Here is a 23,583-nt window from a genome sequence, read left to right as displayed (position 1 = left end):
CAATGCCCCTCTCCGCCCTCGCTCTGGTCGTCATCGCCGCCTTCACGCATGCATCCTGGAACCTGCTGGCCAAGCGCGCCGCAGACAGCCGCCATTTCGTCTGGCTGTACTCGGCCGGCACCGTGTTCCTGTGGTTCCCGGTCATCGTGTTGGTCTGCTGGGTCGAGCGCCCGCACATCGGCTGGCCGGAGGCCATCGCTCTGATCGGCAGTGCCCTGCTACATACGGCCTATTCATTAAGTCTGCAACGTGGCTACAAGGTGGGGGACCTGTCGGTGGTCTACCCCATGGCGCGGGGCACCGGCCCGCTGATCTCCTTCTTCGGTGCCATGCTGGTCCTGGGTGAGCGGCCGGGCTGGGTCGCCGCTGGCGGCGCTCTGCTGGTCGTACTGGGCGTATTTCTGCTGGCGGGTGGCCCGCGGCTGTTCAAGCCGGGTGCAGATCGCAAGGGCCTGCTATGGGGTGTGCTGACCGGCATTTTCATTGCCATGTACACCGTCTGGGATGGCCGGGCAGTCAAGGTACTGTTGCTGTCGCCCTTCCTGATCGACTATGCCGGTAACCTGCTGCGCCTGCTGCTGCTGACGCCGCGTGCCTTGTCGGACCGGCCGGCCCTGCTGCCGGAGTGGCGCCGCTACTGGCAGCCTGCGTTGGGGGTCAGCGTGCTCGGCCCGCTGGGTTACACCCTGGTGCTGTTTGCCATGCAGATGGCACCGGTCAGCCATGTCGCCCCGGCGCGCGAGCTGTCCATGATGGTCGGCGCCTGGTATGGCGCTCGCCTGCTGGATGAAGGCGACCTGCACCGCCGGCTGCTGGCAGCCGCGATCATCGTGGCCGGTGTGCTCTGCCTGGCGCTGGGTTGACGCCACCCGTCCTTGATCGCCAGCGTTCGTAGTGGACTTTTCAGCGCTTCTCACCCACTGTTTATCGCCTGTCCCCAGTTGAAGGAACCCACCATGAGCTACCCCCAGGCCCACACCGGCCCCGTCCTGTATGACTTCCGTTCCGATACCGTCACCCGGCCCACGCCGGGGATGCTGGCAGCCATGCAGGCCGCCGAGCTCGGTGACGATGTCTGGGGTGACGACCCGACCGTCAACCGCCTGCAAGCGGTCGCGGCCGAACGCCTGGGCTACGAGGCGGGCCTGTTCGCCCCCTCCGGTACCCAGACCAACCTGATCGGACTGATGACGCATTGCCAGCGCGGCGATGAGTACCTGGTCGGCCAGGACGCCCATACCTACAAGTACGAAGGCGGTGGGGCTGCCGTGCTCGGCAGCATCCAGCCGCAGCCGCTGGAAAACGCGCCGGATGGCACCATTCCGCTCAGCAAGCTGCAAAAGGCCGTCAAGCCGGACGACGCCCACTTCGCCCGTACCCGCCTGCTGGCCCTCGAGAACACCATCGGCGGCAAGGTGCTGCCGGCCGACTATGTCGCCAGCGCGACCGCTTGGGCGCACGGCAAGGGGCTGGCGACCCATCTGGATGGCGCCCGCCTGTGCAATGCCGCGGTCAAGCGCGGCGTCGAACTGGCCGAGATTGCCCGTGGTTTCGATTCGGTATCGGTCTGTCTGTCCAAGGGGCTGGGTGCGCCGGTCGGTTCGCTGCTGCTGGGTTCCCGGGATTTCATCAACCAGGCCAAGCGCTGGCGCAAAATGCTCGGCGGCGGCATGCGCCAGGCCGGCCTGCTGGCGGCTGCCGGCCTCTATGCGCTGGAGCACCACGTCGCCCGTCTCTCGGACGACCACGCCAACGCCGCCAGGCTGGCCCGCGGCCTCGCCGAACTGCCCGGTATCACGGTGGAGACACCACAGACCAATATCGTGTTCATCGAGGTCGCCGAAGCGCACGCCCAGGGCTTTGCCGACCACCTGGCGCGCCACGGCGTGCTGATCAGCGGCACCGCCCAGCAACGCTGGGTGACCCATCTGGACGTGAACGAAGCCGCCGTGGACGGTGCCCTCGCGATCGCCCGACAGTTCTTCGACTGACCACGCCAGTCGGAAGCGGGCATGTACGTGCCCGCCTCCGCTGGCGCATAATCTCGGCGCTTCCCTCAGCCCGACTGAATCACCATGATCGTTCGTCCCCGCCCCCACTGGCTGCGCCTGCTCTTTGTCTGGCGGGGGTCGGTCTTGCCGCGCATCCTGCCGCAGCTGCTGCTGGTCATGGCCCTCTCCATCGCCGTCGTACTGAGCCACGGCGAACTGGCCGACCGCAAGGTCACACTGACCGCCACACCCTTTACCCTGATCGGTATCGCGCTCGCCATCTTCCTGGGCTTTCGCAACAACGCCAGCTACGACCGCTACTGGGAAGCCCGCAAGCTCTGGGGCGCCATGCTGGTGGAGTCGCGCGCCCTGGCGCGACAACTGCTGACCGTGGCTGACCTACCGCCCGAGCACAGCCACCGCCTGATCCGCATGATCATCGCCTGCGTGCATGCATTGCGCCTGCAACTGCGCGAGCAGGCCGATCTCAACGCCCTGGCCGGCTGGCTCAGCGCCGAACAACTGGCCCGGCTCAAGGGCAGCGTTTCGCGCCCGACCCAGATCCTGCTGATGCTCGGTGAGGAACTGCGCCAGCTGCGCCGCGACGGTCAGCTGTCGGAGTGGCTGGCGCCGTCGTTGGAGCGGCATCTCGACGGGCTGGGTGAAGCCGTCGGTGGGTGCGAGCGCATCGCCGGCACACCGCTGCCCTTTACCTATGCGGTGATGCTGCACCGTACCGTCTACCTGTTCTGCTGCCTGCTACCGTTTGGCCTGGTGGACAGCATCGGCATCATGACGCCGGTCATGGTCGGCTTCATGGCCTACACCTTCTTCGCGCTGGAAGCGATCGGCGAGGAAATCGAAGAACCCTTCGGCACCATGCCCAACGATCTGCCGGTCGATGCATTGGCCGCCAATATCGAAATCAATCTGCGCGAACTGAGCGGCGAGACGGACCTGCCTGCGCCGCCCGCCGCCGTGAACTACCTGTTGCGCTGAACGTAATCCGACGAGAGAGCCGCCCATGCGCGCCATGATCCTTGCCGCCGGCCGCGGCGAACGTATGCGACCCCTGACCGACCACACACCCAAGCCGCTGCTGGACGTGGCCGGCACCCCCCTGATCGGTTGGCACCTGCGGCGGCTGGCGCAAGCCGGCATCCGCGAGGTCGTGGTCAACCATGCCTGGTTGGGGGGGCAGATCGAGGCTGCGCTGGGGGATGGCAGCGACTACGGCGTGACGATCCGCTACTCGGCAGAAGCCGTGGCGCTGGAAACCGCCGGCGGCATCGCCAAGGCGCTGCCCTTGCTGGGGGATGCGCCCTTCGCCGTCATCAATGGCGACATCTGTACCGACTATCCTTTCGAGCACCTGCCCTTGCTGGCGGCCAAGCTGGCGCAATCGCCACTGCCCACGGGCCATCTCATCATGGTTCCCAAGCCCGACTACAAGACCGGCGCCGACCTCGCGCTTGACCCCTCCGGCCTGGTACAGCCGTGTACCGAGGGCTGGATACCGCTCACCTTCTCCGGCATGGCGGTCTATACGCCGGCCTTCTTTGCCGGCGTGCCGTCGGATCGTCCCGGCGCCCTGTTGCCGCTATTCCAGGCCGCAATGTCCGAGGGGCGGCTCCATGGTGAGCTGTACCAGGGGGCGTGGCTGGACGTGGGCACGGTGGAACGTCTGGCCCAGGCCCGAGCGCAAAAGCGATCATGAGGCGGGGCGTAGTTAACAGCTTGCCACAGGGTTCTGGCCGCCTGTCGCCGAACTGGCGCAAAAGTATCGGGTATCGCCTATAGCTGCTGTATGGCACCCATATTGCGGTGTTATCAGGAGACCATCATGCGCCTGCTTGCCCTGACCGCCTGCCTCGCCTTGCTTGCAGGCTGTGCAACCCAATCCGAATACGTACTGGATCAACAGTACATCACCAAGGTGAACGAAGGCGCCAGGATCGGCGGCGGCCAGATCGTCTGGATCAACTATCCCACCAAGCGTGTTGCTCAGCAGCCTGCCACTGGCTCCTGACCTCCGTACCCGATCTGCCCACACCCTGTCGACAAGCTGTTGCAGCCATGCTGCAACAGCTTGTTTGCTTTTCAGGGCAGGGGATGAGCAGAAACCCGCAGCCGGGATATCGCCTGGCCGAGTAGGGGTTGGGACTGATCAGTGCTGATGGGCCGTTGCGTCGTGCACGGTAAACAGGGCGGGATGGTCCGGCATGGGCTTGTCGAGGTAATAGCCCTGCACCATGTCGACGCCGAACTCCACCAGCATCTTCAAGGTCTCTTCGTCTTCCACGAATTCCGCCACCGTCTGTTTGCCCATATCGCGGGCAATGGCGGCCATGCCCTTCACAAAGACCTGGCTGTCGTGGTCCCGGGGCAGGTCGCGGATGAACAGGCCGTCTATCTTCAGCACATGCGCCTTCAGGTGCTTCAGATAGGCGAAGGAAGAGAAGCCGGCGCCAAAGTCATCCAGACACACCGTACAACCGGTCGCCCGCAAGGCTTCGATAAAACGCTGGGCATCGCGCATATCGCTGACGGCCGCCGTCTCGGTCAGCTCCACCATCAGCCTTTCCGGCGCTACCTGGTAGTCGCGCAGCAGGTCGCTGATGTAGTTCGGCAGGCTGGTCTCGTCAAAGCTCCGGCCGGAGATGTTCACCGCCACCGACGGCATGTGCGGCTTGGAGGCCAGCAGTCGGATGCTCTGGCCGATCACCCAACGGTCGATGTCTAGGATACGGCCGCTCTTTTCCGCGTGCGGAATGAAATGCCCGGGTGGAATGATCTGGCTCGGATTGTTGGGGTCCTTCATCCGCACCAGCGCCTCCAGATGCGCGACCTTGCGGGTCTTGGCCTCGTAGATGCCCTGGAAGTACAGGACGAAGCCATCGCATTCCAAGGCCTGCTGGATGCGTTCGTTCCAGGTCAGCCGGTTGACCATCTCGCGGCTGCCATCGCGTTCGGCCTGGTACATGCGCCAGGTCGCCTTGCCGGCGCTCTTGGCCTGGTACATGGCGGTGTCGGCATGCGCCACCAGGTCCTCAGCGCTCTCGGCGTGCAACGGATACATGGCGATGCCCAGGCTGGACGAGAGACGCAAGGGCTGGTTGTCGACATTGAGCTGGATGCTGGATACCGTACTCACCACCCGCGCCGCCAGATGGCTGACCTCGGCCTCATCGCAGTTGGGGACCAGCATGGCGAACTCGTCGCCGCCCAGACGGGCGAAGAACTCGTTGCGGCGCACCTGGCCGGAAATATCGTGTGCCACCCGCTTGAGCAGCTCGTCGCCGGCACCGTGGCCAAAGGTGTCATTGACGTACTTGAACTCGTCAAGGTCGAAGTACAGCACCGCGAGCGCGTCCTGGCTGCGCTCGGCCTCGGCCAACATGCGCTCCAGCTGTTCCTGGAAGGCGTGCCGGTTATGCAGGCCGGTCAGCGCATCGCGCTCGGCCAGGAACACCATGCGTTCATTGAGGAAATGCTCCTGGGTCACGTCCTCGTAGACCCACAGCCGGCCGGTGAAGATGCCGGTCTCGTCGCGTACCGTATAGCTGTGCTGGGTGACGATACGACCATCGTTCATGGTCAGGTCCCCGGGGTAGACGTCCAGCGTGGTGATGGCGTCGCTGGCTTCCAGGTGGCTGGTGAAGTCGTAGTTGGCCGGTCGGTTCAGCGCGGTCTGTAATACCTGCCCGATCGGCTTGTCGATGATCACGGTCGCGTCGTCAATCAGCCACAGCGTCTTGAACGCGGGGTTGTGGAACACCACCAGGTTGTCGTTGTCGACAAACAGCACCCCGAAGCGCATGGCGGACAATAGCGCGGTCAGGCGCGCCCGCTCGGCCTCCGCCCGTGACAAATAGGTCTGGTTCAAGGATTGCGATTGCTGCAGTTCGAACACGGCACGCTTGAGCGCCAGCCGGTCTTCCTTGAACTGGCTGTTGTCGTAGATCGAGGCGCGGATACCCAGGTAGTTGGCCTGCGCATCGTAGATCGGTTGCCAGCTCATCGCCGACCAGAAGGTCTTGCCATCGCGGCGCATGGCACGGAACTCGAAGTCCTGCCCCTGGGTACCGGTCAGCGCCTTGTGCAGGGCCTCGCTGAGCTTGTTGCGTTCCTCCAGGACCGCCAGCGGCACCGGAAAGTGCAGCATCTCATGGCATTCGGCCACGGTATAGCCGGTCAGGCGGGTAACCGACGCGTTCACCCACACCAGCTTGCCTTCAGGGTCCAGCCACAGCTCCACCCCGTAGGTGTAGTCGGCAATGGCGAGGAACTTCTCCTCGCTCTGCTTCAAGGCCTCCAGCCGCTCCTGGATGCCGGCCGACATCTGGTTGAAGCGATGCGCCAGCTGGCTGACCTCATCGTCACCGTCGACCAGTATCGGTGCCGGCGCGGGTGCCGACGCCTGCTGCTCGGCCGCATCGATCAGTTGGTAGAGCCGGCGGGTCAGCCAGAAGCCGATCAGGGCCAGCAACAGTGCCGAGACCACGGCACCGGTGATCACCACGCTGGCGATCTGCCAGACGATCCGGTCGGCCGATTCACGCAACAGCTCGGTGGAAATACCAAAGCGCAGCAAGCCGTAGCGCTGGCCCGCCATTTCGATCGGGGTACTGACGTGCACGATAGGCGGCATGTCCTTGCTGGAGGTCAGCAGTCGCAAGTCGTCCGGCGGCGGCAGAGGGCGGCCTATACCCTGCTCACCGGCGTCCCAGCCCTGCTTGGCCACCACCTTGCCCTGCCGGTCGAACAGCACCAGATAATCGATGCCCTCCGGCGTACGGACACCACTCAGCAGCTCGGCGGCGGGCGCATAGTCCAGCGAGGCCATGGAGGGGGCGAGCGAGGCGTTGAGCAGGCGGGCCAGTTCCTGGACCCGGACATCGGTGGCTTTCAGCACCATTTCCGACCAGACCTGGCTGACGCTGGACAGCAGCACACCCAGTACGGCGAACTGCACCACCAGGATGGAAAGCACCAATCTGGCGCGCAAGGTGCGGAAGAAAGGAACCTGCATCGGGCTTAGTCCGCTCTCAGACGACGTTTCAATTCAAGGACGAAGGGGGCGACCGATGCGAGCTCTCCCGGCTTGATGGCATCGACCCCGGCGAAGCCGACACGACCGGCGAAGCTCTCGCCGTGCTCGCGCGAGTTCACGAACCCGGCCAGGCTGTCGGTGTAGGTTTTACGCTGCTGCGGGTCTGCCGCCTTGCTGATCAGGACCACCATATGTGGCAAGGGCCGGGTCTCGGCCAGCACCCGCAGTCCATCGCGGATGTAGGCCGGCATGTTGGCAAAGGCGGTCTTGTTGATGATGGCCGCCTGCGCGTCGCCGTGAATCACCGCCATCGCAGCGGCGTTATGGAAATCATAGTAGCGCAGCGCAGTTCTGAGGCCCTGCTTGCGCAGCCACTCCTCACCCAGCATGGCGGTTGCGGTCAGCGGGTCCGGCATGGCAATGGTGGCCTCGTTGAGCTCGTTCGCTTGCCGCGCACCCTGTTCACGTCGGACCACGACCAGGCCGATCAAGTTGCTGCGGCCGATCAATACCGGGACATAGCCCGCCGTTTCCTCGGCGTAGAGCGCCGTGTGTGGGCCGATCACCACGATATCGAACTCGTTCGCCTCGATACGGCGTACGAACTGTCGGTAGTCCGGCGCGGTCAGCAGCACGACAGGCCGACCCAGGCTTTTCTCCATGGCCAGTTGCAGCGGCTGGAAGCCGGAGATCAGCAGGCGCGGGGTGAAATAGGGCTCGAGTCCGATACGGACGTCCCGGTTTTCCGCGCACAGGAAGGGACTGATTGCCAGGAAGGCAAGCAGGTACAACCACCGCCACATCGTTGATCTCCGCCCGGTCTATGGGTCCGTCCGCCCGGTAGGCGGCGTGTAACCTCGTCGGTTCATTAAGCCTAGCAGATGGGCTGCCCCCCTTGCTTGGGGAAAAGTTACCGGCAGCCTTTCATGCAACGATCACAGTGGTTTGATGAAGACCTTGGAGCGGCGCTGCCAGTTATAGAGCGTCTTCTTCTTCATCGGCAGCACATCGAGGTCGGCCGGCTTGAAGCCGCGCTCGATGAACCAGTGGGCAGTACGGGTCGTCAGCACGAACAACTGCTTGATCTTGAGCCGGCGTGCTTCGCGCTCCACATGCTTCATCAATTGCTCGCCGCGGCCGCCGTCACGATAGTCCGGATGTACCGCCAGGCCCGCCAGTTCGGCGATTTCGCCTTCCTCGAAGGTATGCAGCGAGACGCAGCCGATGATCTTGCGGTCATGTTCCAGCACCGCAAAGCGTTCGATCTCACGTTCCAGCAGCTCACGGCTGCGCTTGACCAGCACGCCCTGCTCTTCCAGGGGCTCGATCAGCGCCAGGATGCCGCCGACATCGTCGATCGTCGCGCGCCGCAAGGTTTCCAGCGACTCGCGCGAGATCATGGTGCCGATTCCCTCATGGGTGAACAACTCGGTCAGCAGTCCGCCGTCCATATGGCGCGAGATTAGGTGGGCGCGGCCCACGCCGTGCCGCACCGCCCGGATGCAGCAGGGAAGGTAGAAGTCGATATCGTCGGTCACCCCGATCTCGGCCGGCACGAACTGCTCGGCTTCGGCGGCGGTCAGCTCATTGAGCAGGATGCCGTCCTCGTCGATCACGCCAGGTTGGTCCAGCAGGAAGATCAGCTTGTCGGCCTGCAAGGCCACCGCAGCCGATGTCGCCACGTCTTCCAGGGTCAGGTTGAACGCTTCGCCGGTCGGCGAATAGCCCACGGGCGAGAGCAGGATGGTTTCACCAAACTCCAGCCGGTCACGCATGGCGGCCACATCGAGCTTGCGTACTTCACCGCTGTACTGCATGTCCTCACCGTCGCGCACGCCCATGGGCTGAGCGGTGACGAAGTTGCCGCCGGCGACGCGGATATCCGCGTTGGCCATCGGCGAATTGGCCATGGCCATGGAGAGACCGGCCTCAATCTCGAAGCGGACCTGCCCGATGGCCTGCAGCACCGGCACGATGGAATCGCGGTCGGTGATGCGGATACCCTGCTCGAAGCGGCAGGGCAGACCAGCTTCGGTCAGACGGTCATTGATCTGGGGGCGGGCGCCGTGTACCAGTACCAGGTTGACGCCGAGGCTGACCAGCGTATTGAGGTCGTGGGCCAGGGGCCCGAAGTCCCCGTCACGGATCAGGTCGCCACCGAAAGCCACCACGAAGGTGCGGTTACGAAAAGCATGGATATAGGGTGCAGCCTGGCGGAACCAGAATACGAATTCGGGGGAGCCTATGTCGGGCATGGCGTTGTGCTCGCGGGCGGGGTCGGGAAACCGCGCAAGGTTAGCAGAAACTGTCGTCAGACCCGTGCAAAAAAAGCCTGCTTGATCCCGCGTTTGTCCGCGTCGCTGCTGATTATTTCACGGGTACTGTCTCACGGGCATTGCGCCAGTCCACGAAGGCCGGCGCCATCATCGGTTTGCCAAACACATAACCCTGGATGCGGTCGCAGCCCATTTCCCGCAATACGTCGACCGTGGCCAGGTCCTCCACGCCCTCCGCCACCACTTTCAGGCCCAGCCGATGACCGAGTTCGATCGTGGAGCGGACGATCTGCGCATCGCCCTCGTTCTGGGTGAGTTCCAGCACGAAGGCGCGGTCGATCTTCAGTTCGGTTACCGGTAGCCGGCGGATATAGGCCAGCGAGGAGTAACCGGTGCCATAGTCGTCGATCGCCAGCGACAGGCCCATGGCACGCAGCTTCTTCAAGGTATCGAGCGCCCGGTTCGGGTCCTCCATCAGGCCGCTCTCGGTAATCTCCAGGCACAACCACTCCGGCGCCAGCTTGGCCCGGTCGAGCAGGCTGGCCACCGTGGCAGCCAATCCCGGGTCCAGCAAGTCCTGGGTCGCGAGGTTGACCGATACCTTGACCGGTTGTCCGGCGTGCGCCCATTCGCCGGCCTGGCGTATCGCGTTGCTTAGCACCCAGCGGGTCACTTCGCGGATATAGCCGGTCTGCTCGGCAAAGGGGATGAACTCGTTCGGTGGTACAAAGCCGCGGGTAGGATGGATCCAGCGCACCAGCGCCTCGGCCTCGTCGGCCCGCCCATCGGCGAGGCTGACCTTGGGTTGGTAGTAGAGGGTCAGCTCATTGTGATCGACGGCTTGCTGCAACTCACCCAGCAAGGACAAGTGCTCCTCGCGGAAGCGCTGCATGCCGGGGTCGTAGACCAGATGGTGCTGGCCGCTGCTCTTGGCACGATACATGGCCATGTCGGCACAACGGATCAGGTCGATGCCGTTGTCGCCATGCTCCGGATAGCCGGATGCACCAATGCCGGCCCGCACATCCAGTTGTCGGCCATCCAGCTCCATCCGCCGCTCCAGCGAACGACGGACCCGGTCGACGCTGTGCATCGCTGTGCCGACGGCAACCCCAGGCAACAGGATGGCAAACTCATCGCCGGACAAGCGGGCGACGACATCGCCCTCGCGCACACACTCCGTCAGGCGCTCACCCACCTTGGCGAGCAGCCGGTCCCCAGCCGGATGGCCAAGGGTGTCATTGACCTGCTGGAAGCGATCCAGGTCCAGCAGCAGCAGGGTCAGCTTGCCGTGATCGCGCTTGGCACGGGCGACGGCCTCATCCAGCAACTGACCGAAGCGTACCCGGTTGGGCAAGAGGGTGAGCGAATCCTGGAAGGCGAGCGTGCTGATTCTCGCCTCCCGTTCGGCAATGGCTACCTGCATGTGGCCGAGGGAGTCCGCGAGCTCGCCGATCTCACTCCTGTCGTCGGTGAGAATGTCCTGCATATAGTGTCCCTGCTTGATCTGCCCGGCCGCCACAGCCAGGTTTTGCAGCGGGCCGGTAATGCGGCGGGCAATGCGAAAGCCGACCAGCAGGCAGACTGCCAGTGCAATCAAGGCCAGCACGATCAGGGTCCCCTGCAACTGGTAGAAGGGCTCCATCACCTCGGCCAGTGAGCCGGCCAGCAGCACATAGATCGGCCCCTCGGGGCTGTCGCCAAGCTTGATCAGGCGGATTTCATAGGCCACCTGGGCCAGCGTCAGGCTGCCGGTCGCCTGTTGGCGGTCCAGCAGGGCCGGCAATGCCTGCCGTTGCTCCGGCGGCAAGGTGGAGGCCTGGATACGCCAGCCCTGGCCACCGTGGCCGAGAAAGGAAACCTGCAAGCCGGACACGGCGCGCAAGTCCTGCGCGGTGCGATCGTTGATCTCGAACCCCATGGTGACCCAGGCGATGATGACCGGACTGCGGACCGGCACGGTGACCAGCTGGTAAAGCCGACCATCGATACGCTCGATGCCACTGGCACCACCACGCTGGCTGGCACGCGTCAACAGGGCCCTGAACGGGTAGGGTTGGCCAGCCCGCTCGGGCCGGACAGTATCGGCCTGTATGATGTTGTCCAGATTGGACAGCATTACCAGATCGGCGCGGATGCGTGCGCCATGGTTTTCCAGTGCTGACAGCAGGGTATCGGCATCATCGGCGGCGATCGCATCGCGCAAGCCGAAATCCTTGGACAGTACCTGGGCGCCTAGCGTCAATTGCTCGCCACGTTGTTCGAGCAGACGGCGAAACACCCGTTCGCCGGTTTCCAGGTCCTGAGCAGCCTCCTGCCGCGAGATACGCAGGTTGCTGAAGCTGACCAGCACGAAGGTCATGAGCAGGACCAGCGCCAGCAGGCTGGAGAAGGAGACGACGATGCGAAAGCCGAGGCTGTGAGTACGCATTCTTCCTGGCAGGTTGCTAATAGGCATTGCCACTCTGACGACTAGGCGGAGGGGCAAGTTTCAATCGGAAATTGAATCGGGTCTCGGCGCCTGCGCCAATCTTGACCTTCTGGCTCGCGGCGGCAGCTGTCTGGTACGGATGCCAGACCTTCAGCTCATAGTCGCCATTGGGCAGATCGGTCAGGACTACCTTGCCCTTGGCGTCGGTCTTGGCAAACCAGGGGGTATCGACGACCAGCAGGAAAGCCACCATCCAGTCGTGGATATTGCAGCCCAGTACCACCTGGCCTTCCTTGTCGAACACGATGGGGTTGGAGGGTGTGCCGGAGTAAAGCTTCAGCTCAAAGCGCTTGGCCGGCGAGAAGGAATAGATGCTGTGGCGGATGTTGTCCTTGTTCGGGAAGCTGATCGCCGTACCAACCTGGACCACGTTGACCAGCGGGGTAAACTCCTTGTTGACTTGGTCAATCACGCCGGTCATCTTGCCCTTGGTCAGTTTGCCGCCTACCGGCTCTGCATACACAACAGTTTCCAGCAGCGCCTGGCCACCGGGGTCCTGCACGGTCACCTCCAGGTTGGCGGCAAGCGCAGGCCAGGCCAGCAAGGTCAGCAGCCAGAACTTCATGGTTTCTTGTCCACTACGTCACGTTTCATCGGTGCCAACAGGGTCAGTAGGGCATTCTTATCGGCTTGCGTCACCCCCCGGGTGTCCAGAATCTCCCGCAGGTGCCCCACCATGCCATAGAACTCGCTCTCGGTGATACCGAGCCCAGCGTGGGATTGCTTCATGGTGTCGCCGCTGTACTTGCAGGGACCGCCAGTCAGCTGGCAAAGCTGCTCGCCCAGCAACTGCTTGAGCCGCTTCATGTTGACCTTGTCGAAGCTGCGCTGGGTGGCCGGATCGCTGGCGCTCCTATCGAGCGTCTCGGCGGCGATGGCGTTGACACCTTGTACGCCACCCAGACGGTCAAACAGGGTATCTGCCGATACTTGCAAGGCCAGGCAGGTGAACAGGGCAAGCAAACCATGACGAATACGCATGATCATTTCCTCCTCAGGTACAAATCAGCAGGTATTTCGTCAAAGTATAGACTGCATGAAAACGCATCATCGAACCAGGAGGAAATCCCATGCGCTACATACCCTGTATCGTGCTCTCGCTGCTGGTCGTCGGCAGCCACGCGGCCGGCGGTCGTCTACCGGCCACCGGCGGGATGACCCAGCTGGAAGGCGCCGGTGGTGCCGGTTTGGCACCCTGGGCCTTGATCGGCAGCTATGCCAGCCGCGATGAAGTGGCCGGCAATGCCTTCTATACCCGGGTTGAATCGCAGGGTTACCGGCTTGAATCAGCCGGTGCCGCCGTGGGTCTGTTCGATCGGGTGGAGCTGTCCTTTGCCCAGCAGCGCTTCAATCTGGGCGATACGGTGCCGGGCGAGCGAATCAGGCAGGACATCCTGGGCATCAAGGTGAAGGTCTACGGTGATGCGGTGTTCGACCAGGACAATCCCTGGCCGCAGGTGGCCGTGGGCCTGATGGCCAAGAAGAATCGCGACTTCGACTTTGTCCCCAAGCTGCTGGGCGCCCGGCATGACAGCGATGTCGAGCCCTATGTGGCCGCAACCCGCGTCTGGCTCGACGGCATCGACGGCAGGACCACCCTGCTCAACGGTACCCTGCGCTATACCCGCGCCAACCAGCTGGGCATCCTGGGTTTCGGTGGGGACAAGTCCGACAAGCGCAAGTTGCGCTTCGAGGGCAGCGCAGCCCTGTTCCTGACCGATGCGCTGGTGCTGGGGGTCGAATACCGGCAGAAGAACAACAATCTGTCGGTATTCAAGGAAGAGCGCTTTGCCGACCTGTTCCTGGCCTGGGCGCCCAATCGCACCTTCTCGGCCACGATCGCCCATACCGACCTTGGCAACATCGCCAACAAGGACAACCAGCGCGGCCCTTACGTCAGTCTCAAGCTCGATTTTTAGACTGGCTTTGTTTCGGGAAGGTATCTGGGAGTAAGCGGCTGTCGCCGCGTTATCCGCACCTTGTGCGGTTTGGGGCGGGAGTGCGTCCCGCAGGCCGCCTTACTCTCTTTTGCTTCGCCAAAAGAGAGTAAGCAGAGAAAAGGCGACCCCGACAGCGCCGCCCGCTACGCGGGTTCCTTGCGCTTCTCGCGCCCTGCGGCCGGAGAGCGAAACTCGCCGGCAAGCCGGCTCAAACAACGCTCCCCGGACAACCCCGCAGGTCGCTGCGATGCTCAGCGGCGCTCACGGGGACCCGGGCACTCCGTAGCTGGCAGACGCTCCGCTTTTGTAGGGAGGAAGCACCCGCAAGGGGTAGGCCGGGATGGTAGGGCGCCGATGGCGCCGACAATCCCGCTCAGCAACGCGCCTTCCACCAGATCCGTGCAAGAAAATGATCAGATGACGCCAAACCATTTCCTGCGGACCGAGCTTGATCGCTATCGAATGTTAACCACTTCGCCCACCGCTGATACCTGCCGTCCACCCCGCCCCCGGTCTACAATCGCCCCCCATGAGCAAACGCATACTGCTGATCGAGGACGAAGCCTCGATTGCCGATACCGTCATCTACGCCCTGCAACGCGAAGGTTATGCCGTGCAATGGCACACCCTGGGCAAGGCCGGCCTTGCCGCGCTGGATGCCGAGGGTGCCGATCTGTTGGTGCTGGATGTCGGCCTGCCCGATATCGACGGTTTTACCTTGTGCCGAGAGCTGAGGCAGCGTCATGGCCTGCCGGTGGTGTTCCTGACCGCGCGTGGCGATGAGATCGACCGGGTGGTGGGTCTGGAGCTGGGGGCGGACGACTATGTGGTCAAGCCCTTCAGTCCGCGCGAGCTGGTCGCCCGGATCAAGGCCATCCTGCGACGGGGGCAGGTCGTTGCGCCGGCCGTCGTGCTGCCGGCCGACCACGGCGGCCTGCAGCACGACGCGGCGCGTGCCCGTATCTGCCTGCATGGTCAGCCGCTGGCCTCACCCGCTATGAATACCGCCTGCTGGCACTGTTGCTGGGCCAGCCAGAACGGGTCTTCAGCCGCAGCCAGCTGATGGATGCGGTCTGGCAGGATTCGGCCGCAAGCTTCGACCGCACCGTGGATGCCCACATCAAGAGCCTGCGCGCCAAGCTGCGGCTGCTCGACCCGGACTGCGACCCTATCCGCACCCATCGTGGGCTGGGTTATAGCCTGTCCTGGACCGGTGACGCCCAGCCATGAGGATCGGCCTGCGGATTTTCCTCGGCTACTTCGTCATGACCGGCCTGGTCGCCTGGTTCCTGCTTTATACCGCGCGCGACCGACTGCAGCCCGCCTTGCGCCAGTCCATGGAAGACACCCTGGTCGATAGCGCCAACCTGCTGGCCGAATTCGCTCGCGAGGACCTCAAGGCCGGCATCGTGAACCAGGGCCAGTTCGCCAGGAATCTTGAGGCTTTTGCCCAGCGTCGCCTCAATGCCGAGATCTGGGGTGTGCGCAAGGACAAGCCCAATCATCGCATCTACCTGACCGATGCCCAGGGCAAGGTGCTGTACGACTCCGACCATCTGGCCGAGGGACAGGACTACTCCCGCTGGAACGATGTCTACCGCACCCTGCAGGGACGCTATGGGGCGCGGACCAGCAGGGGGGACGAAGCGGACCCGGAGAGTTCGGTGATGTACGTCGCCGCACCGGTCATGGATGCCGGCAAGTTGATCGGGGTCGTGACCGTGGCCAAGCCATCGGGTGCGGTACAGCCCTTCTTTGACCAGGCCTTCAACGGCCTGGCCAAGGCCGGAGTCGTGGTGCTGGTAGCTGGCCTGTTGCTGGGCCTCTTGCTGTCGTGGTGGATCACCCGCTCGCTGACCCGGCTCGAGGACTATGCCCATGCTGTAGGCCGTGGTGAACGCATCGGGCTGCCGCGCCTGTCGGGGCGCGAGGTCAAGGTGCTGGGGCGGGCGCTGCAGGACATGCGCGAGCGGCTGGAGGGCAAGCAGTACGTCGAGCACTATGTGCATGGCCTGACTCATGAACTCAAGAGCCCGCTGGCCGGCATCCGTGGCGCGGCCGAGCTGATCGGCCCCGACATGCCGGCGGCCGACCAGGCCCGCTTTCTGGGCAATATCCGCCAGCAGTCCGCCCGTATGACCGAGATCATCGACCGGCTGCTGGCGCTGGCCAAGCTGGAGAGTCGCCAGTCGCTGAGCGATGTCGGCAGGGTAGGTTTGTACGATCTGGTCGAAGAGGTCGTCGCCAGCCGCACGCCTTTGCTGGCGCAACGGCGGCTGCAGGTCAGCAATACGGTCGCACCCACGCTTGAGATACTGGGCGAGCGCTTTCTGCTGGGGCAGGCGCTGGCCAACCTGCTCGACAATGCGATCGCCTTCTCCCCGCCAGACGACACGCTGGTATTCAGTGTCGAGATGCGTGAGGACAGCGTCGGCATCCTGCTGCGTGATCACGGCCCCGGTGTGCCGGACTACGCCCTGCCCAGGGTATTCGAACGCTTCTACTCGCTACCCCGTCCCGACGGCAGCGACAAGTCCACCGGCCTGGGCCTGCCACTGGTGCGTGAAGTCGCCGCCTTGCACGGCGGCAGCGCCAGTCTGCATAACCATCCGCGGGGCGGCGCCGTCGCCCGCCTCGACTTGCCTGCCAGCGTGTCCTGAGGCCGTACCCGGACTTCATACAACTTCACACTGGCCGCACGCTCAGCGCACATGCCGCTTGCACACTGCCCACCATTAACCAAGGAGGGTGTGATGTTCAAGTCCATCATGTGGAAACTGGCGGCCATCGCCGTACTGGCGCTGTTGTTGCTGATCCCGCTGAGCATGGTCGGCGGTCTGGTGTCGGAGCGGCAGCACTACCGTACCCAGGCGCTGGCTTCCATTGCCGACGGGACGGCCGGGGACCAGGTCGTCGCCGGACCGGTCTGGGTACTGCCCTACAAGCAGCGCTTCATCGAAGTGACCGATGAAAAGACCGGTGCCAAGCGCGAAGTCTGGCGTGATGCCCAGGTGCGCATCCTGCCGGACAAGCTGGCCGTCTCCGGCCGCCTGCGGACCGAGCCACTGCGACGCGGCATCTACGAGACGCGTCGCTATACCGCCGAGCTGACCATCAACGGCCAGTTCAAGCTGCCGGCACTGGCGGGCCTGTCGGAAGGACAGGACTATGCCTGGGGCCAGCCCTATCTGAGCATCGGCCTGCAGGATGTACGCGGCATCAAGGCCAGTCCCTCCGTCAACTGGGGGAGTGAGCAAGTGGGCTTTGCACCCGGTGCACAGTTGAAGGCACTGGGCGGCGGTATCCACGCTACCTTGCCGACCTATGATGGCGCGGCGGCCAGCAAGGCCTTCAATCTGCGTCTGACCCTGGAAGGCATGGACGAGCTGCATGTGCTGCCGCTGGGTCGGGATACCGAAGTCTCGCTGCAGTCGGACTGGCAGCATCCCGGCTTTGTCGGTCGCTTCCTGCCCGAGAGCCGCAATATCAGCCCGGAGGGCTTTGTTGCCCGCTGGCGCAGCAGCTGGTTCTCCACCAACCTCAACGAGCATTTCGAGCAGTGTGTTGCCAGCACGGATTGCGACAGTTTCCGTTCCGCACGGCTGGGTGTGCGTCTGGTGGAGCCGGTCGATGTCTACCTGCAGACCGACCGGGCGGTGAAGTATGGCTTCCTGTTCGTGTTCCTGACCTTCTGTACCTTCTTCCTGACCGAAGTCCTGAAGCGCATCGCCATCCATCCGGTGCAGTACGGCCTGGTCGGCATCTCGCTGGCGGTGTTCTTCCTGCTGCTATTGTCCTTCGCCGAACAATGGACTTTTATTCCGGCCTACCTGCTGGCGGCGAGCGCCTGTGTGCTGCAGAACACCTTTTACGCCAGCCATGCCCTCGGTAGCCGTTGGCGTGGGCTGGGCTTCGGTAGTCTGCTCGCAGCGCTTTACGGCCTGCTGTTCGTGCTGCTGCGTTCCGAGGACCACGCCCTGCTGCTCGGCTCGTTGCTGATGTTCGGCTTGCTGACCGTCGTCATGGTGCTGACGCGCCGTCTCGACTGGTACAACCTGAGTACGGTGATGCCCACCGTCGCGGAGCTGGCTCGTGCGGATGAGGTGGCATGATGATCGCGGCCTCGTTTCCTGTCACAGTCCGGGCCGCACAGCGGCCGCGTCTGCGCCTGATTCGGGCAGCGCAATGGTGCGGCTTGCTGCCGGCGCTGCTCGGCACGGTCATCGTCTTCAGCTGGGTACAGACGGCCTCGACCTTGCTACCCTTGCTGGGTGCCCTGAACGTGGTGCTGGGGCTGACCCTGTTCGGCATCGGCCTGGGTCTGCTCTACGGCCTCTACCTGCAGGCGGGTCGTCGCCACCTGCCGGGTACCGGTCTCGCTATTGTCCTGCTGCTGGCCAATTTCCCGCTGGCCGTGGGCTATGGCGTACTGGCTGCGAGGGTGGAGGAGCGTCGGCTGCATGAGGCGCGCTGCACCGTTGTGCCTGCGGATGCCGGCGCAGAACCCACCGGGCTTGCCGATGCGCGCCGCCGGCCGTGCTGAAGTCGGATTTGTGTCAAAAACCAAGAAAACCGGTCCGTCGTGGCGGGTTTTCTGCTCGATGCAGGAGTAGGTCGTCATGCCAACCATCATGACCCATGCCGCAGTCCCGCTCGCCTTGGGCATCGGGCTCGGTAGCAAGGTCATTCCGCCGCGCCTGCTGGTCCTGGGGATGATCCTGGCCATGTTGCCGGATCTGGATGTACTGGATTTCAAACTGGGAATTCCCTACGGCGCCAATCTGGGGCACCGGGGCTTCAGCCACGCCTTGTTGACGGCCGCCTTGCTGGCACTGGGCCTGAGCGGGTTTCATCGGTGGCTCGGCACAGGGTGGCGTATCGCCTGCTGGTTCCTGTTCGGGTCGATGGCCTCGCACGGCCTGCTCGATACCCTGACCAACGGCGGCCATGGTGTCGCCCTGTTCTGGCCCTGGTCCGATGTCCGCTGGTTTGCACCCTGGCAACCCATCGAAGTCTCGCCTATCGGCCTGAGCCGTTTCCTGACCGCCCGCGGGGTGGCGGTGCTGTGGTCGGAGTGCTGCTATGTCTGGCTACCTGCCAGTGTGCTGGCCCTGCTGCTGTTCTGTTGGCGCAAGCGATTCACGCGCGCCGGGCCGGGGCGGCAAGGTGACGCGGGTTCAAGCGTGTTGTGAGGCGGTGGCGTGGGCGAGTTGCACCGCCTGGGTGTGGGTCGAGTACTGTGCCAGGTTGCGTTCGATATGGTGTTGCGAGACGCGGGTCAGGCCTTGTACGCAAACAAACATGGTCAGGCCGACGACGGCAGCGGTACCCAGGCGGAAGAAAGTGTTCTGGTTCTGCATGATGTGGCTCCTTCGTGATTCGGTTTTGATGGACGTATCCTGACAAAGCCGGGCGCACCAGGCAGGCGGCTTGCGACGATATGCAGAAACCGGGCAGCGAATGCCGCTGTGGTGGGATGAAATGCAAGCGGTGTGCTGAAGCAGCGAAAGCCGCTCACAACAAAAGAGGCTGCCAAGGCAGCCTCTTTCAATAACCAGCACACCCGCGATCACAACACGTAGCGCGCCAGGTCCTCCGATTGCGCCAGCTCGCCCAGGCGCTTGTCGACAAAGGCCGCATCCACGCTGACCTGGCCGGCGAGTGCACCGAAGGCGACTTCTTCCAGCAGGCGTTCCATCACCGTGTAGAGACGGCGCGCGCCGATGTTCTCGGTCTTCTCGTTCACTTGGTAGGCAATCTCGGCCAGGCGGTGCACGCCGTCCGGCGTGAAGATCAACTGCACCTCTTCAGTGGCCAGCAGCGCCTCGTACTGCCGCGTCAGGCAGGCGTCGGTGCCGGTCAGGATCTGCTCGAAGTCCGCCACGCTGAGCGAGTCAAGTTCCACCCTGATCGGGAAGCGACCCTGCAACTCGGGGATCAGGTCGCTGGGCTTGGCCAGATGGAAGGCGCCGGAGGCAATGAACAGGATATGGTCGGTCTTGACCATGCCGTACTTGGTGCTGACGGTGGTGCCTTCCACCAGCGGCAGCAGATCCCGCTGCACGCCCTGGCGCGATACTTCGCCACCCTGGCCTTCGCTGCGGCTGGTGACCTTGTCGATCTCATCGATGAACACGATGCCGTTCTGCTCCACGGCGGCGAGCGCCTCGGCCTTCAGGTCGTCCTGGTTGACGAGCTTGCCGGCCTCTTCCTCGACCAGCAGTTTCATCGCTTCCACGACCTTCAGCTTCTTGCGCTTGCGCTTTTGCGGCTGCATGCCGGCGAACATGCTCTGGATCTGGTTGCTGAGGTCTTCCATGCCCGGTGGTGCAAAAATCTCGGCGTTCATGCTGGCCTCGGCCACCTCGATCTCGATCTCCTTGTCGTCGAGCGCACCCTCGCGCAGCATCTTGCGGAACTTCTGCCGAGTCTCGTTCGATTCCCCGGTCGATGCCGGGTGGATGCCGAACTGGGCCGGCGGCGGTGGCAACAGGGCGTCGAGCACGCGTTCTTCCGCGGCATCCTCGGCCAGTGCCTTCACCCGCTTGGTGGCAAGGTCACGCGTCTGCTTCAGTGCCATCTCCACCAGGTCGCGGATGATGCTGTCCACATCGCGGCCGACATAGCCCACCTCGGTGAACTTGGTGGCTTCCACCTTGATGAAGGGGGCGTTCGAGAGGCGCGCCAGGCGGCGGGCGATCTCGGTCTTGCCCACGCCGGTCGGGCCTATCATCAGGATGTTCTTCGGCGTGATCTCGTTGCGCAGCGGCTCGGCGACCTGCTGGCGGCGCCAGCGGTTGCGCAAGGCCACGGCCACGGCGCGCTTGGCCTTGTGCTGGCCGACGATATGCTTGTCCAGCTCGTGGACAATTTCCTGCGGGGTCATCTGGGTCATGTTTTGTCGCCTGTCGGGCCCGGGTCGGTCGCGGCGGGCAAGCCGCCACCCTGCGCTCGGACCGCATCCGGATTACAAGGTTTCGATCACGTGGTTCTGATTGGTGTAGATGCAGATGTCTCCGGCAATCTCCAGCGACTTCTTGACGATCACATCGGGCGGGAGCTCGGTATTGTCGAACAGCGCCTTGGCGGCCGCCTGGGCGAAGGCCCCGCCCGAACCGATGGCGGCGATACCCTGCTCCGGTTCCAGCACGTCGCCATTGCCGGTAATGACCAGGGTGGCCGTCGGGTCAGCCACGATCAGCATGGCCTCGAGCCGCCGCAACATCCGGTCGGTCCGCCAGTCCTTGGCCAGCTCCACCGCGGAGCGCAGCAGATGCCCCTGGTGCTTCTCCAGCTTGGCCTCAAAACGCTCGAACAGGGTAAAGGCATCGGCGGTGCCGCCGGCAAAGCCGACTAGCACCTTGTCGTGATAGAGCTTGCGTACCTTGCGTGCCGTCGCCTTGATCACCACGTTGCCGAGCGTGACCTGGCCGTCGCCACCCAGGGCAACGCTGTTGCCCCGGCGGACGGAGACGATGGTGGTACCGTCAAATTGCTGCATGGATGGACTTCCCGTTTGGTGAAAACGATAGTCCAAAGATGGGAACTGCCAGCAGGATTGCAAGCCAGTCTGGATAACCGGCAGGCGGGAAGGGCTTACTTGCGGCGGATGATGGAAGCGACTTCGGCGATGCCCATGATGCGGAACAGCGCCACGATCAGCTCGTTGGCACCCATGATCACGACCTGCTTGGACTGGGCGGTCAGTGCCACCACGGTATTCATCAGCATGCCGGCGCTGACGAAATCCACCCGGGGTACATGCGAGAAATCGACCCGCACCTGCTGGTGGGTTTCCGCATAGCTGCACAGGCCGGCAAAGGTGGCCTCGCTGGCCGAGATGATCGGGCCTTCGAAGCGATAGGCGTCGACATGCAGCTCAGGCAACGGCGACTCGGCTTGCAGCTTGGCCTCTTCGGCGGCGACTTCGGCAGCCGTCTTGGTCTTGGCGGTGGCATCCCAGGAAGGCGGCGACATCTCGAACGTCACGGCGTAGTCTACCGCCATGTTCTCGAAGTCCTCCTGCAAGCCCAGCATCTGGAACAGCTCCAGCAATAGCAGCCAATAAGGGGCTTCATCTTCTTCGCGGCGCATGACCTCGATACGGGACTTGAGCTTCTCCACCAGGGTCGGGCCGCCGGCGGCCTGGAACTTGGCTTTCTTTTTCTTGAACTTGGCCCAACGCGTCACGATGGCAGCGGCCGCCGCCGGTTCGATCTCGTCGATGCGGCCGAACTCCACCCGTACCGGTACGCCGGCCAGCGTATGTTTTTCCAACTGGTCGAGCTGCGTCTCGATGTTGTCGGCCAGTAGCTTCTGCGGGAACAGGAAGCTCGGCCCGCCTGCCTTGGCAGCAGCGGCCGGGGCGGCAGGCTTGGCGCCACCATTGCTATCCCGCCATACCGGCGCGCTGCGCTCGAACTCGACCACGAACTTCAGGGCGAGCTCGTCGAATTCGGCGTGGCGATTGCGCATCTGGTACAGGTCGAACAGCATCAACCAGGTGTCGAAGGCATGCTGGCCTTCGGCGGTCTCGATATCCGCGGCGATGATGGAGATGGCGTCGTCGATCTGGTCATTGGCAAAACTGACCGCCGCCTGTTCCATGGCCGGCGACAGCATGTCGCTGGATTCGACCACCTGGATCTTGGCACCGGAGACCGTGGTCGGGCCGATGGTGGTGAAGTCGAGCACAGGCAGTTCACGCTGTGCTTTCTTGTCGGTTTCTTCGGTAGTCGATGCGGGAGCGGCCGGTGCGCCGGGCAGCGGTGCAGGCGGTTTGGGCTGGACGAGGCGAGGCCTCGCCGGCATCGACTCTTCCGGCTCTGCGTCTTTTTTCTTGAAGAAGGAAAACACCACAATTAGGCCCCGATTGTCCGCTGTCGCATCGCGCGGTCGGCAGATTCTACTGCCTCTACCCCGCCTTGCGCATCCCGGATTTGTATCAAATCGTTCCTGCACGGGCCTTGCCGGCTAGTGGGATACCCTAAGGGCGTCCCATTTTTTCCCGCAGCGACTTCGTTCCAGAAGCTGAAATTTGACTACAAATCGCGGTTTCCCCTGTTGTTCTACCAGTGCCGGCCAGTAAGCGCCAGCGCCCGGCGTCCAATCCGCGTGAGGGGCGTTGCACCGCGGCAACGCGCCGTCCAGTTGCCAGTTTAGACCGTCTGTCGTGCTGGCGCGAAATCGGATGTGTTGCCGATATCGCCACTCACTCGCCTCCGGACCCGTCCCGACCTCTCTCCAGAATAGACAATGCAAGACCGCCGACCGCCCGAAATGACCGGGCATTCCCTTGCCGGCGTGCGGTGCTGTCTGGAAAAGAATTTTTGTTGCAGTGCGGAACCTGCCAGGAAAAGGCCGGTCGTACCCAGCAGTTGCGTGATATGCCCCGCTTATCGCGTTGCTCTCCTCGTATCCTGTCCCCCAACAGGATAACTGCACGGCGCGGATTCCCCTCCGCGCCGTTTTTTATGGGCGGCTCAGGCGAGCATCAATACTTCGCCATGGCAGGGTCGACCGACTCCGCCCAGGCGGCAACGCCACCGGCCAGGTTGTAGACATCGTCAAAACCGGCCCGCTCCAGGAAGGCTGCGACCTGGTAGCTGCGCATGCCGTGGTGGCAGATCACGACAGTGGGGCGCTCGGCATCGAGTTCGCCATGGCTGGCGGGGATGGTCTGCATCGGGCGGTGCTCGGAGCCGGCGATATGGCAGAGCGCATATTCCCAGTCCTCGCGCACATCGAGCAGCAGCGGTTGCTTGGCACTGGCATCGGCCAGCCAGCTGGCGAGTTCGGCGGGGGCGAGTTGTTTCATGAAGGGTCCCTAGGG

The 23,583-nt window shown here is 63.7% G+C and carries 23 protein-coding genes; 12 read left to right on the top strand and 11 right to left on the bottom strand.

All coding sequences use genetic code 11. The features are described 5' to 3' along the window. Positions 1-2: 2 nt before the first annotated feature. The 5 genes from ACYVHK_RS17290 (at position 3) to ACYVHK_RS17270 (ending at position 4,020) form a co-directional block, all read left to right on the top strand. Complete coding sequence (locus tag ACYVHK_RS17290) at positions 3-863, top strand: EamA family transporter (protein WP_460534631.1); 861 nt, start codon at positions 3-5, stop codon at positions 861-863. 93 nt (positions 864-956) lie between these two features. After that, positions 957-1,991: a low-specificity L-threonine aldolase gene (ltaE, locus tag ACYVHK_RS17285; protein WP_460534629.1), complete on the top strand. Its 1,035-nt coding sequence runs from the start codon at positions 957-959 to the stop codon at positions 1,989-1,991. Positions 1,992-2,075: 84 nt separating this feature from the next. Beyond that, entirely contained in the window at positions 2,076-2,990 is a 915-nt protein-coding gene (locus ACYVHK_RS17280) for a bestrophin family protein (protein WP_460534627.1), read from the top strand. Positions 2,991-3,015: 25 nt separating this feature from the next. Then, on the top strand, positions 3,016-3,708 hold the full coding sequence (gene murU, locus ACYVHK_RS17275) for a nucleotidyltransferase family protein (protein ID WP_460534625.1): 693 nt from the start codon (positions 3,016-3,018) through the stop codon (positions 3,706-3,708). A 126-nt stretch (positions 3,709-3,834) separates the two neighbouring features. Continuing rightward, positions 3,835-4,020 (top strand): hypothetical protein, encoded by a 186-nt coding sequence (locus ACYVHK_RS17270; RefSeq protein ID WP_460534623.1) that lies wholly within the window; start codon positions 3,835-3,837, stop codon positions 4,018-4,020. A gap of 138 nt (positions 4,021-4,158) precedes the next feature. Here ACYVHK_RS17270 and ACYVHK_RS17265 read toward each other — a convergent pair whose 3' ends face one another. From ACYVHK_RS17265 to ACYVHK_RS17240, 6 genes are all read right to left on the bottom strand, one after another. Beyond that, a complete protein-coding gene (locus tag ACYVHK_RS17265; RefSeq protein ID WP_460534621.1) occupies positions 4,159-7,023 on the bottom strand; it encodes an EAL domain-containing protein in 2,865 nt (954 codons plus the stop codon). Between the two features lie 5 nt (positions 7,024-7,028). Then, positions 7,029-7,847, bottom strand: a complete 819-nt coding sequence (locus ACYVHK_RS17260; protein WP_460534619.1) for a phosphate/phosphite/phosphonate ABC transporter substrate-binding protein — start codon at positions 7,845-7,847, stop codon at positions 7,029-7,031. 132 nt (positions 7,848-7,979) lie between these two features. Further along, a complete protein-coding gene (gene argA / locus ACYVHK_RS17255) occupies positions 7,980-9,299 on the bottom strand; it encodes an N-acetylglutamate synthase (RefSeq protein WP_460534617.1) in 1,320 nt (439 codons plus the stop codon). 112 nt (positions 9,300-9,411) lie between these two features. Continuing rightward, a complete protein-coding gene (locus tag ACYVHK_RS17250; protein ID WP_460534615.1) occupies positions 9,412-11,751 on the bottom strand; it encodes a putative bifunctional diguanylate cyclase/phosphodiesterase in 2,340 nt (779 codons plus the stop codon). A 16-nt stretch (positions 11,752-11,767) separates the two neighbouring features. After that, positions 11,768-12,376 carry a hypothetical protein gene (locus ACYVHK_RS17245; protein WP_460534613.1) on the bottom strand — a complete coding sequence of 203 codons (609 nt, stop codon included), beginning with the start codon at positions 12,374-12,376 and terminating at the stop codon, positions 11,768-11,770. After that, a complete protein-coding gene (locus ACYVHK_RS17240; RefSeq protein ID WP_460534611.1) occupies positions 12,373-12,792 on the bottom strand; it encodes a group I truncated hemoglobin in 420 nt (139 codons plus the stop codon). Before ACYVHK_RS17240 ends, ACYVHK_RS17245 begins: the two co-directional genes overlap by 4 nt. 89 nt (positions 12,793-12,881) lie before the next feature. Between ACYVHK_RS17240 and ACYVHK_RS17235 the strand changes: the two genes are divergently transcribed. From ACYVHK_RS17235 to ACYVHK_RS17205, 7 genes are all read left to right on the top strand, one after another. Continuing rightward, positions 12,882-13,730: a DUF3034 family protein gene (locus ACYVHK_RS17235; protein ID WP_460534609.1), complete on the top strand. Its 849-nt coding sequence runs from the start codon at positions 12,882-12,884 to the stop codon at positions 13,728-13,730. A 550-nt stretch (positions 13,731-14,280) separates the two neighbouring features. Next, positions 14,281-14,814, top strand: a complete 534-nt coding sequence (locus tag ACYVHK_RS17230) for a response regulator (RefSeq protein WP_460534607.1) — start codon at positions 14,281-14,283, stop codon at positions 14,812-14,814. Beyond that, positions 14,772-14,981: a winged helix-turn-helix domain-containing protein gene (locus ACYVHK_RS17225; protein WP_460534605.1), complete on the top strand. Its 210-nt coding sequence runs from the start codon at positions 14,772-14,774 to the stop codon at positions 14,979-14,981. Before ACYVHK_RS17230 ends, ACYVHK_RS17225 begins: the two co-directional genes overlap by 43 nt. Further along, positions 14,978-16,411, top strand: a complete 1,434-nt coding sequence (creC, locus tag ACYVHK_RS17220) for a sensor histidine kinase (RefSeq protein WP_460534603.1) — start codon at positions 14,978-14,980, stop codon at positions 16,409-16,411. Before ACYVHK_RS17225 ends, creC begins: the two co-directional genes overlap by 4 nt. A gap of 93 nt (positions 16,412-16,504) precedes the next feature. Continuing rightward, positions 16,505-17,863, top strand: a complete 1,359-nt coding sequence (creD, locus tag ACYVHK_RS17215; protein WP_460534601.1) for a cell envelope integrity protein CreD — start codon at positions 16,505-16,507, stop codon at positions 17,861-17,863. Next, positions 17,860-18,294 carry a hypothetical protein gene (locus tag ACYVHK_RS17210; protein ID WP_460534599.1) on the top strand — a complete coding sequence of 145 codons (435 nt, stop codon included), beginning with the start codon at positions 17,860-17,862 and terminating at the stop codon, positions 18,292-18,294. Before creD ends, ACYVHK_RS17210 begins: the two co-directional genes overlap by 4 nt. A 76-nt stretch (positions 18,295-18,370) precedes the next feature. Further along, positions 18,371-18,943, top strand: a complete 573-nt coding sequence (locus ACYVHK_RS17205; RefSeq protein WP_460534597.1) for a metal-dependent hydrolase — start codon at positions 18,371-18,373, stop codon at positions 18,941-18,943. Here the strand turns inward: ACYVHK_RS17205 and ACYVHK_RS17200 are convergent. The 5 genes from ACYVHK_RS17200 to ACYVHK_RS17180 form a co-directional block, all read right to left on the bottom strand. Then, positions 18,929-19,111, bottom strand: a complete 183-nt coding sequence (locus tag ACYVHK_RS17200; protein ID WP_460534595.1) for a hypothetical protein — start codon at positions 19,109-19,111, stop codon at positions 18,929-18,931. The genes ACYVHK_RS17205 and ACYVHK_RS17200 overlap by 15 nt on opposite strands. Before the next feature lie 209 nt (positions 19,112-19,320). Next, positions 19,321-20,646 (bottom strand): ATP-dependent protease ATPase subunit HslU, encoded by a 1,326-nt coding sequence (gene hslU, locus ACYVHK_RS17195; RefSeq protein ID WP_460534593.1) that lies wholly within the window; start codon positions 20,644-20,646, stop codon positions 19,321-19,323. Between the two features lie 72 nt (positions 20,647-20,718). After that, the gene (gene hslV / locus ACYVHK_RS17190; RefSeq protein ID WP_460534591.1) at positions 20,719-21,252 is read right to left on the bottom strand and encodes an ATP-dependent protease subunit HslV; all 534 of its coding nucleotides are present in this window, start codon (positions 21,250-21,252) and stop codon (positions 20,719-20,721) included. A gap of 95 nt (positions 21,253-21,347) precedes the next feature. Further along, positions 21,348-22,562, bottom strand: a complete 1,215-nt coding sequence (locus ACYVHK_RS17185) for an STAS domain-containing protein (protein ID WP_460534589.1) — start codon at positions 22,560-22,562, stop codon at positions 21,348-21,350. Between the two features lie 682 nt (positions 22,563-23,244). Further along, the gene (locus ACYVHK_RS17180) at positions 23,245-23,568 is read right to left on the bottom strand and encodes a rhodanese-like domain-containing protein (RefSeq protein ID WP_460534587.1); all 324 of its coding nucleotides are present in this window, start codon (positions 23,566-23,568) and stop codon (positions 23,245-23,247) included. Between the last annotated feature and the right edge of the window lie 15 nt (positions 23,569-23,583).

The organism is Chitinimonas naiadis, from assembly GCF_054780835.1.
Note: the sequence above shows the minus strand (reverse complement) of the source record. Positions and strands in the feature narration are given on the sequence as shown.

Bases quoted from the DNA above. Each gene is read 5' to 3' on its own strand.
- ltaE (WP_460534629.1), top strand. From the start codon at position 957: ATGAGCTACCCCCAGGCCCACACCGGCCCCGTCCTGTATGACTTCCGT.
- ACYVHK_RS17210 (WP_460534599.1), top strand. From the start codon at position 17,860: ATGATGATCGCGGCCTCGTTTCCTGTCACAGTCCGGGCCGCACAGCGG.
- ACYVHK_RS17280 (WP_460534627.1), top strand. From the start codon at position 2,076: ATGATCGTTCGTCCCCGCCCCCACTGGCTGCGCCTGCTCTTTGTCTGG.
- ACYVHK_RS17180 (WP_460534587.1), bottom strand. From the start codon at position 23,568: ATGAAACAACTCGCCCCCGCCGAACTCGCCAGCTGGCTGGCCGATGCC.
- ACYVHK_RS17260 (WP_460534619.1), bottom strand. From the start codon at position 7,847: ATGTGGCGGTGGTTGTACCTGCTTGCCTTCCTGGCAATCAGTCCCTTC.
- ACYVHK_RS17240 (WP_460534611.1), bottom strand. From the start codon at position 12,792: ATGCGTATTCGTCATGGTTTGCTTGCCCTGTTCACCTGCCTGGCCTTG.
- murU (WP_460534625.1), top strand. From the start codon at position 3,016: ATGCGCGCCATGATCCTTGCCGCCGGCCGCGGCGAACGTATGCGACCC.
- argA (WP_460534617.1), bottom strand. From the start codon at position 9,299: ATGCCCGACATAGGCTCCCCCGAATTCGTATTCTGGTTCCGCCAGGCT.
- ACYVHK_RS17265 (WP_460534621.1), bottom strand. From the start codon at position 7,023: ATGCAGGTTCCTTTCTTCCGCACCTTGCGCGCCAGATTGGTGCTTTCC.
- ACYVHK_RS17270 (WP_460534623.1), top strand. From the start codon at position 3,835: ATGCGCCTGCTTGCCCTGACCGCCTGCCTCGCCTTGCTTGCAGGCTGT.
- ACYVHK_RS17245 (WP_460534613.1), bottom strand. From the start codon at position 12,376: ATGAAGTTCTGGCTGCTGACCTTGCTGGCCTGGCCTGCGCTTGCCGCC.
- creC (WP_460534603.1), top strand. From the start codon at position 14,978: ATGAGGATCGGCCTGCGGATTTTCCTCGGCTACTTCGTCATGACCGGC.
- ACYVHK_RS17200 (WP_460534595.1), bottom strand. From the start codon at position 19,111: ATGCAGAACCAGAACACTTTCTTCCGCCTGGGTACCGCTGCCGTCGTC.
- ACYVHK_RS17205 (WP_460534597.1), top strand. From the start codon at position 18,371: ATGCCAACCATCATGACCCATGCCGCAGTCCCGCTCGCCTTGGGCATC.
- creD (WP_460534601.1), top strand. From the start codon at position 16,505: ATGTTCAAGTCCATCATGTGGAAACTGGCGGCCATCGCCGTACTGGCG.
- hslU (WP_460534593.1), bottom strand. From the start codon at position 20,646: ATGACCCAGATGACCCCGCAGGAAATTGTCCACGAGCTGGACAAGCAT.
- ACYVHK_RS17250 (WP_460534615.1), bottom strand. From the start codon at position 11,751: ATGCGTACTCACAGCCTCGGCTTTCGCATCGTCGTCTCCTTCTCCAGC.
- hslV (WP_460534591.1), bottom strand. From the start codon at position 21,252: ATGCAGCAATTTGACGGTACCACCATCGTCTCCGTCCGCCGGGGCAAC.
- ACYVHK_RS17230 (WP_460534607.1), top strand. From the start codon at position 14,281: ATGAGCAAACGCATACTGCTGATCGAGGACGAAGCCTCGATTGCCGAT.
- ACYVHK_RS17185 (WP_460534589.1), bottom strand. From the start codon at position 22,562: ATGCCGGCGAGGCCTCGCCTCGTCCAGCCCAAACCGCCTGCACCGCTG.
- ACYVHK_RS17235 (WP_460534609.1), top strand. From the start codon at position 12,882: ATGCGCTACATACCCTGTATCGTGCTCTCGCTGCTGGTCGTCGGCAGC.
- ACYVHK_RS17290 (WP_460534631.1), top strand. From the start codon at position 3: ATGCCCCTCTCCGCCCTCGCTCTGGTCGTCATCGCCGCCTTCACGCAT.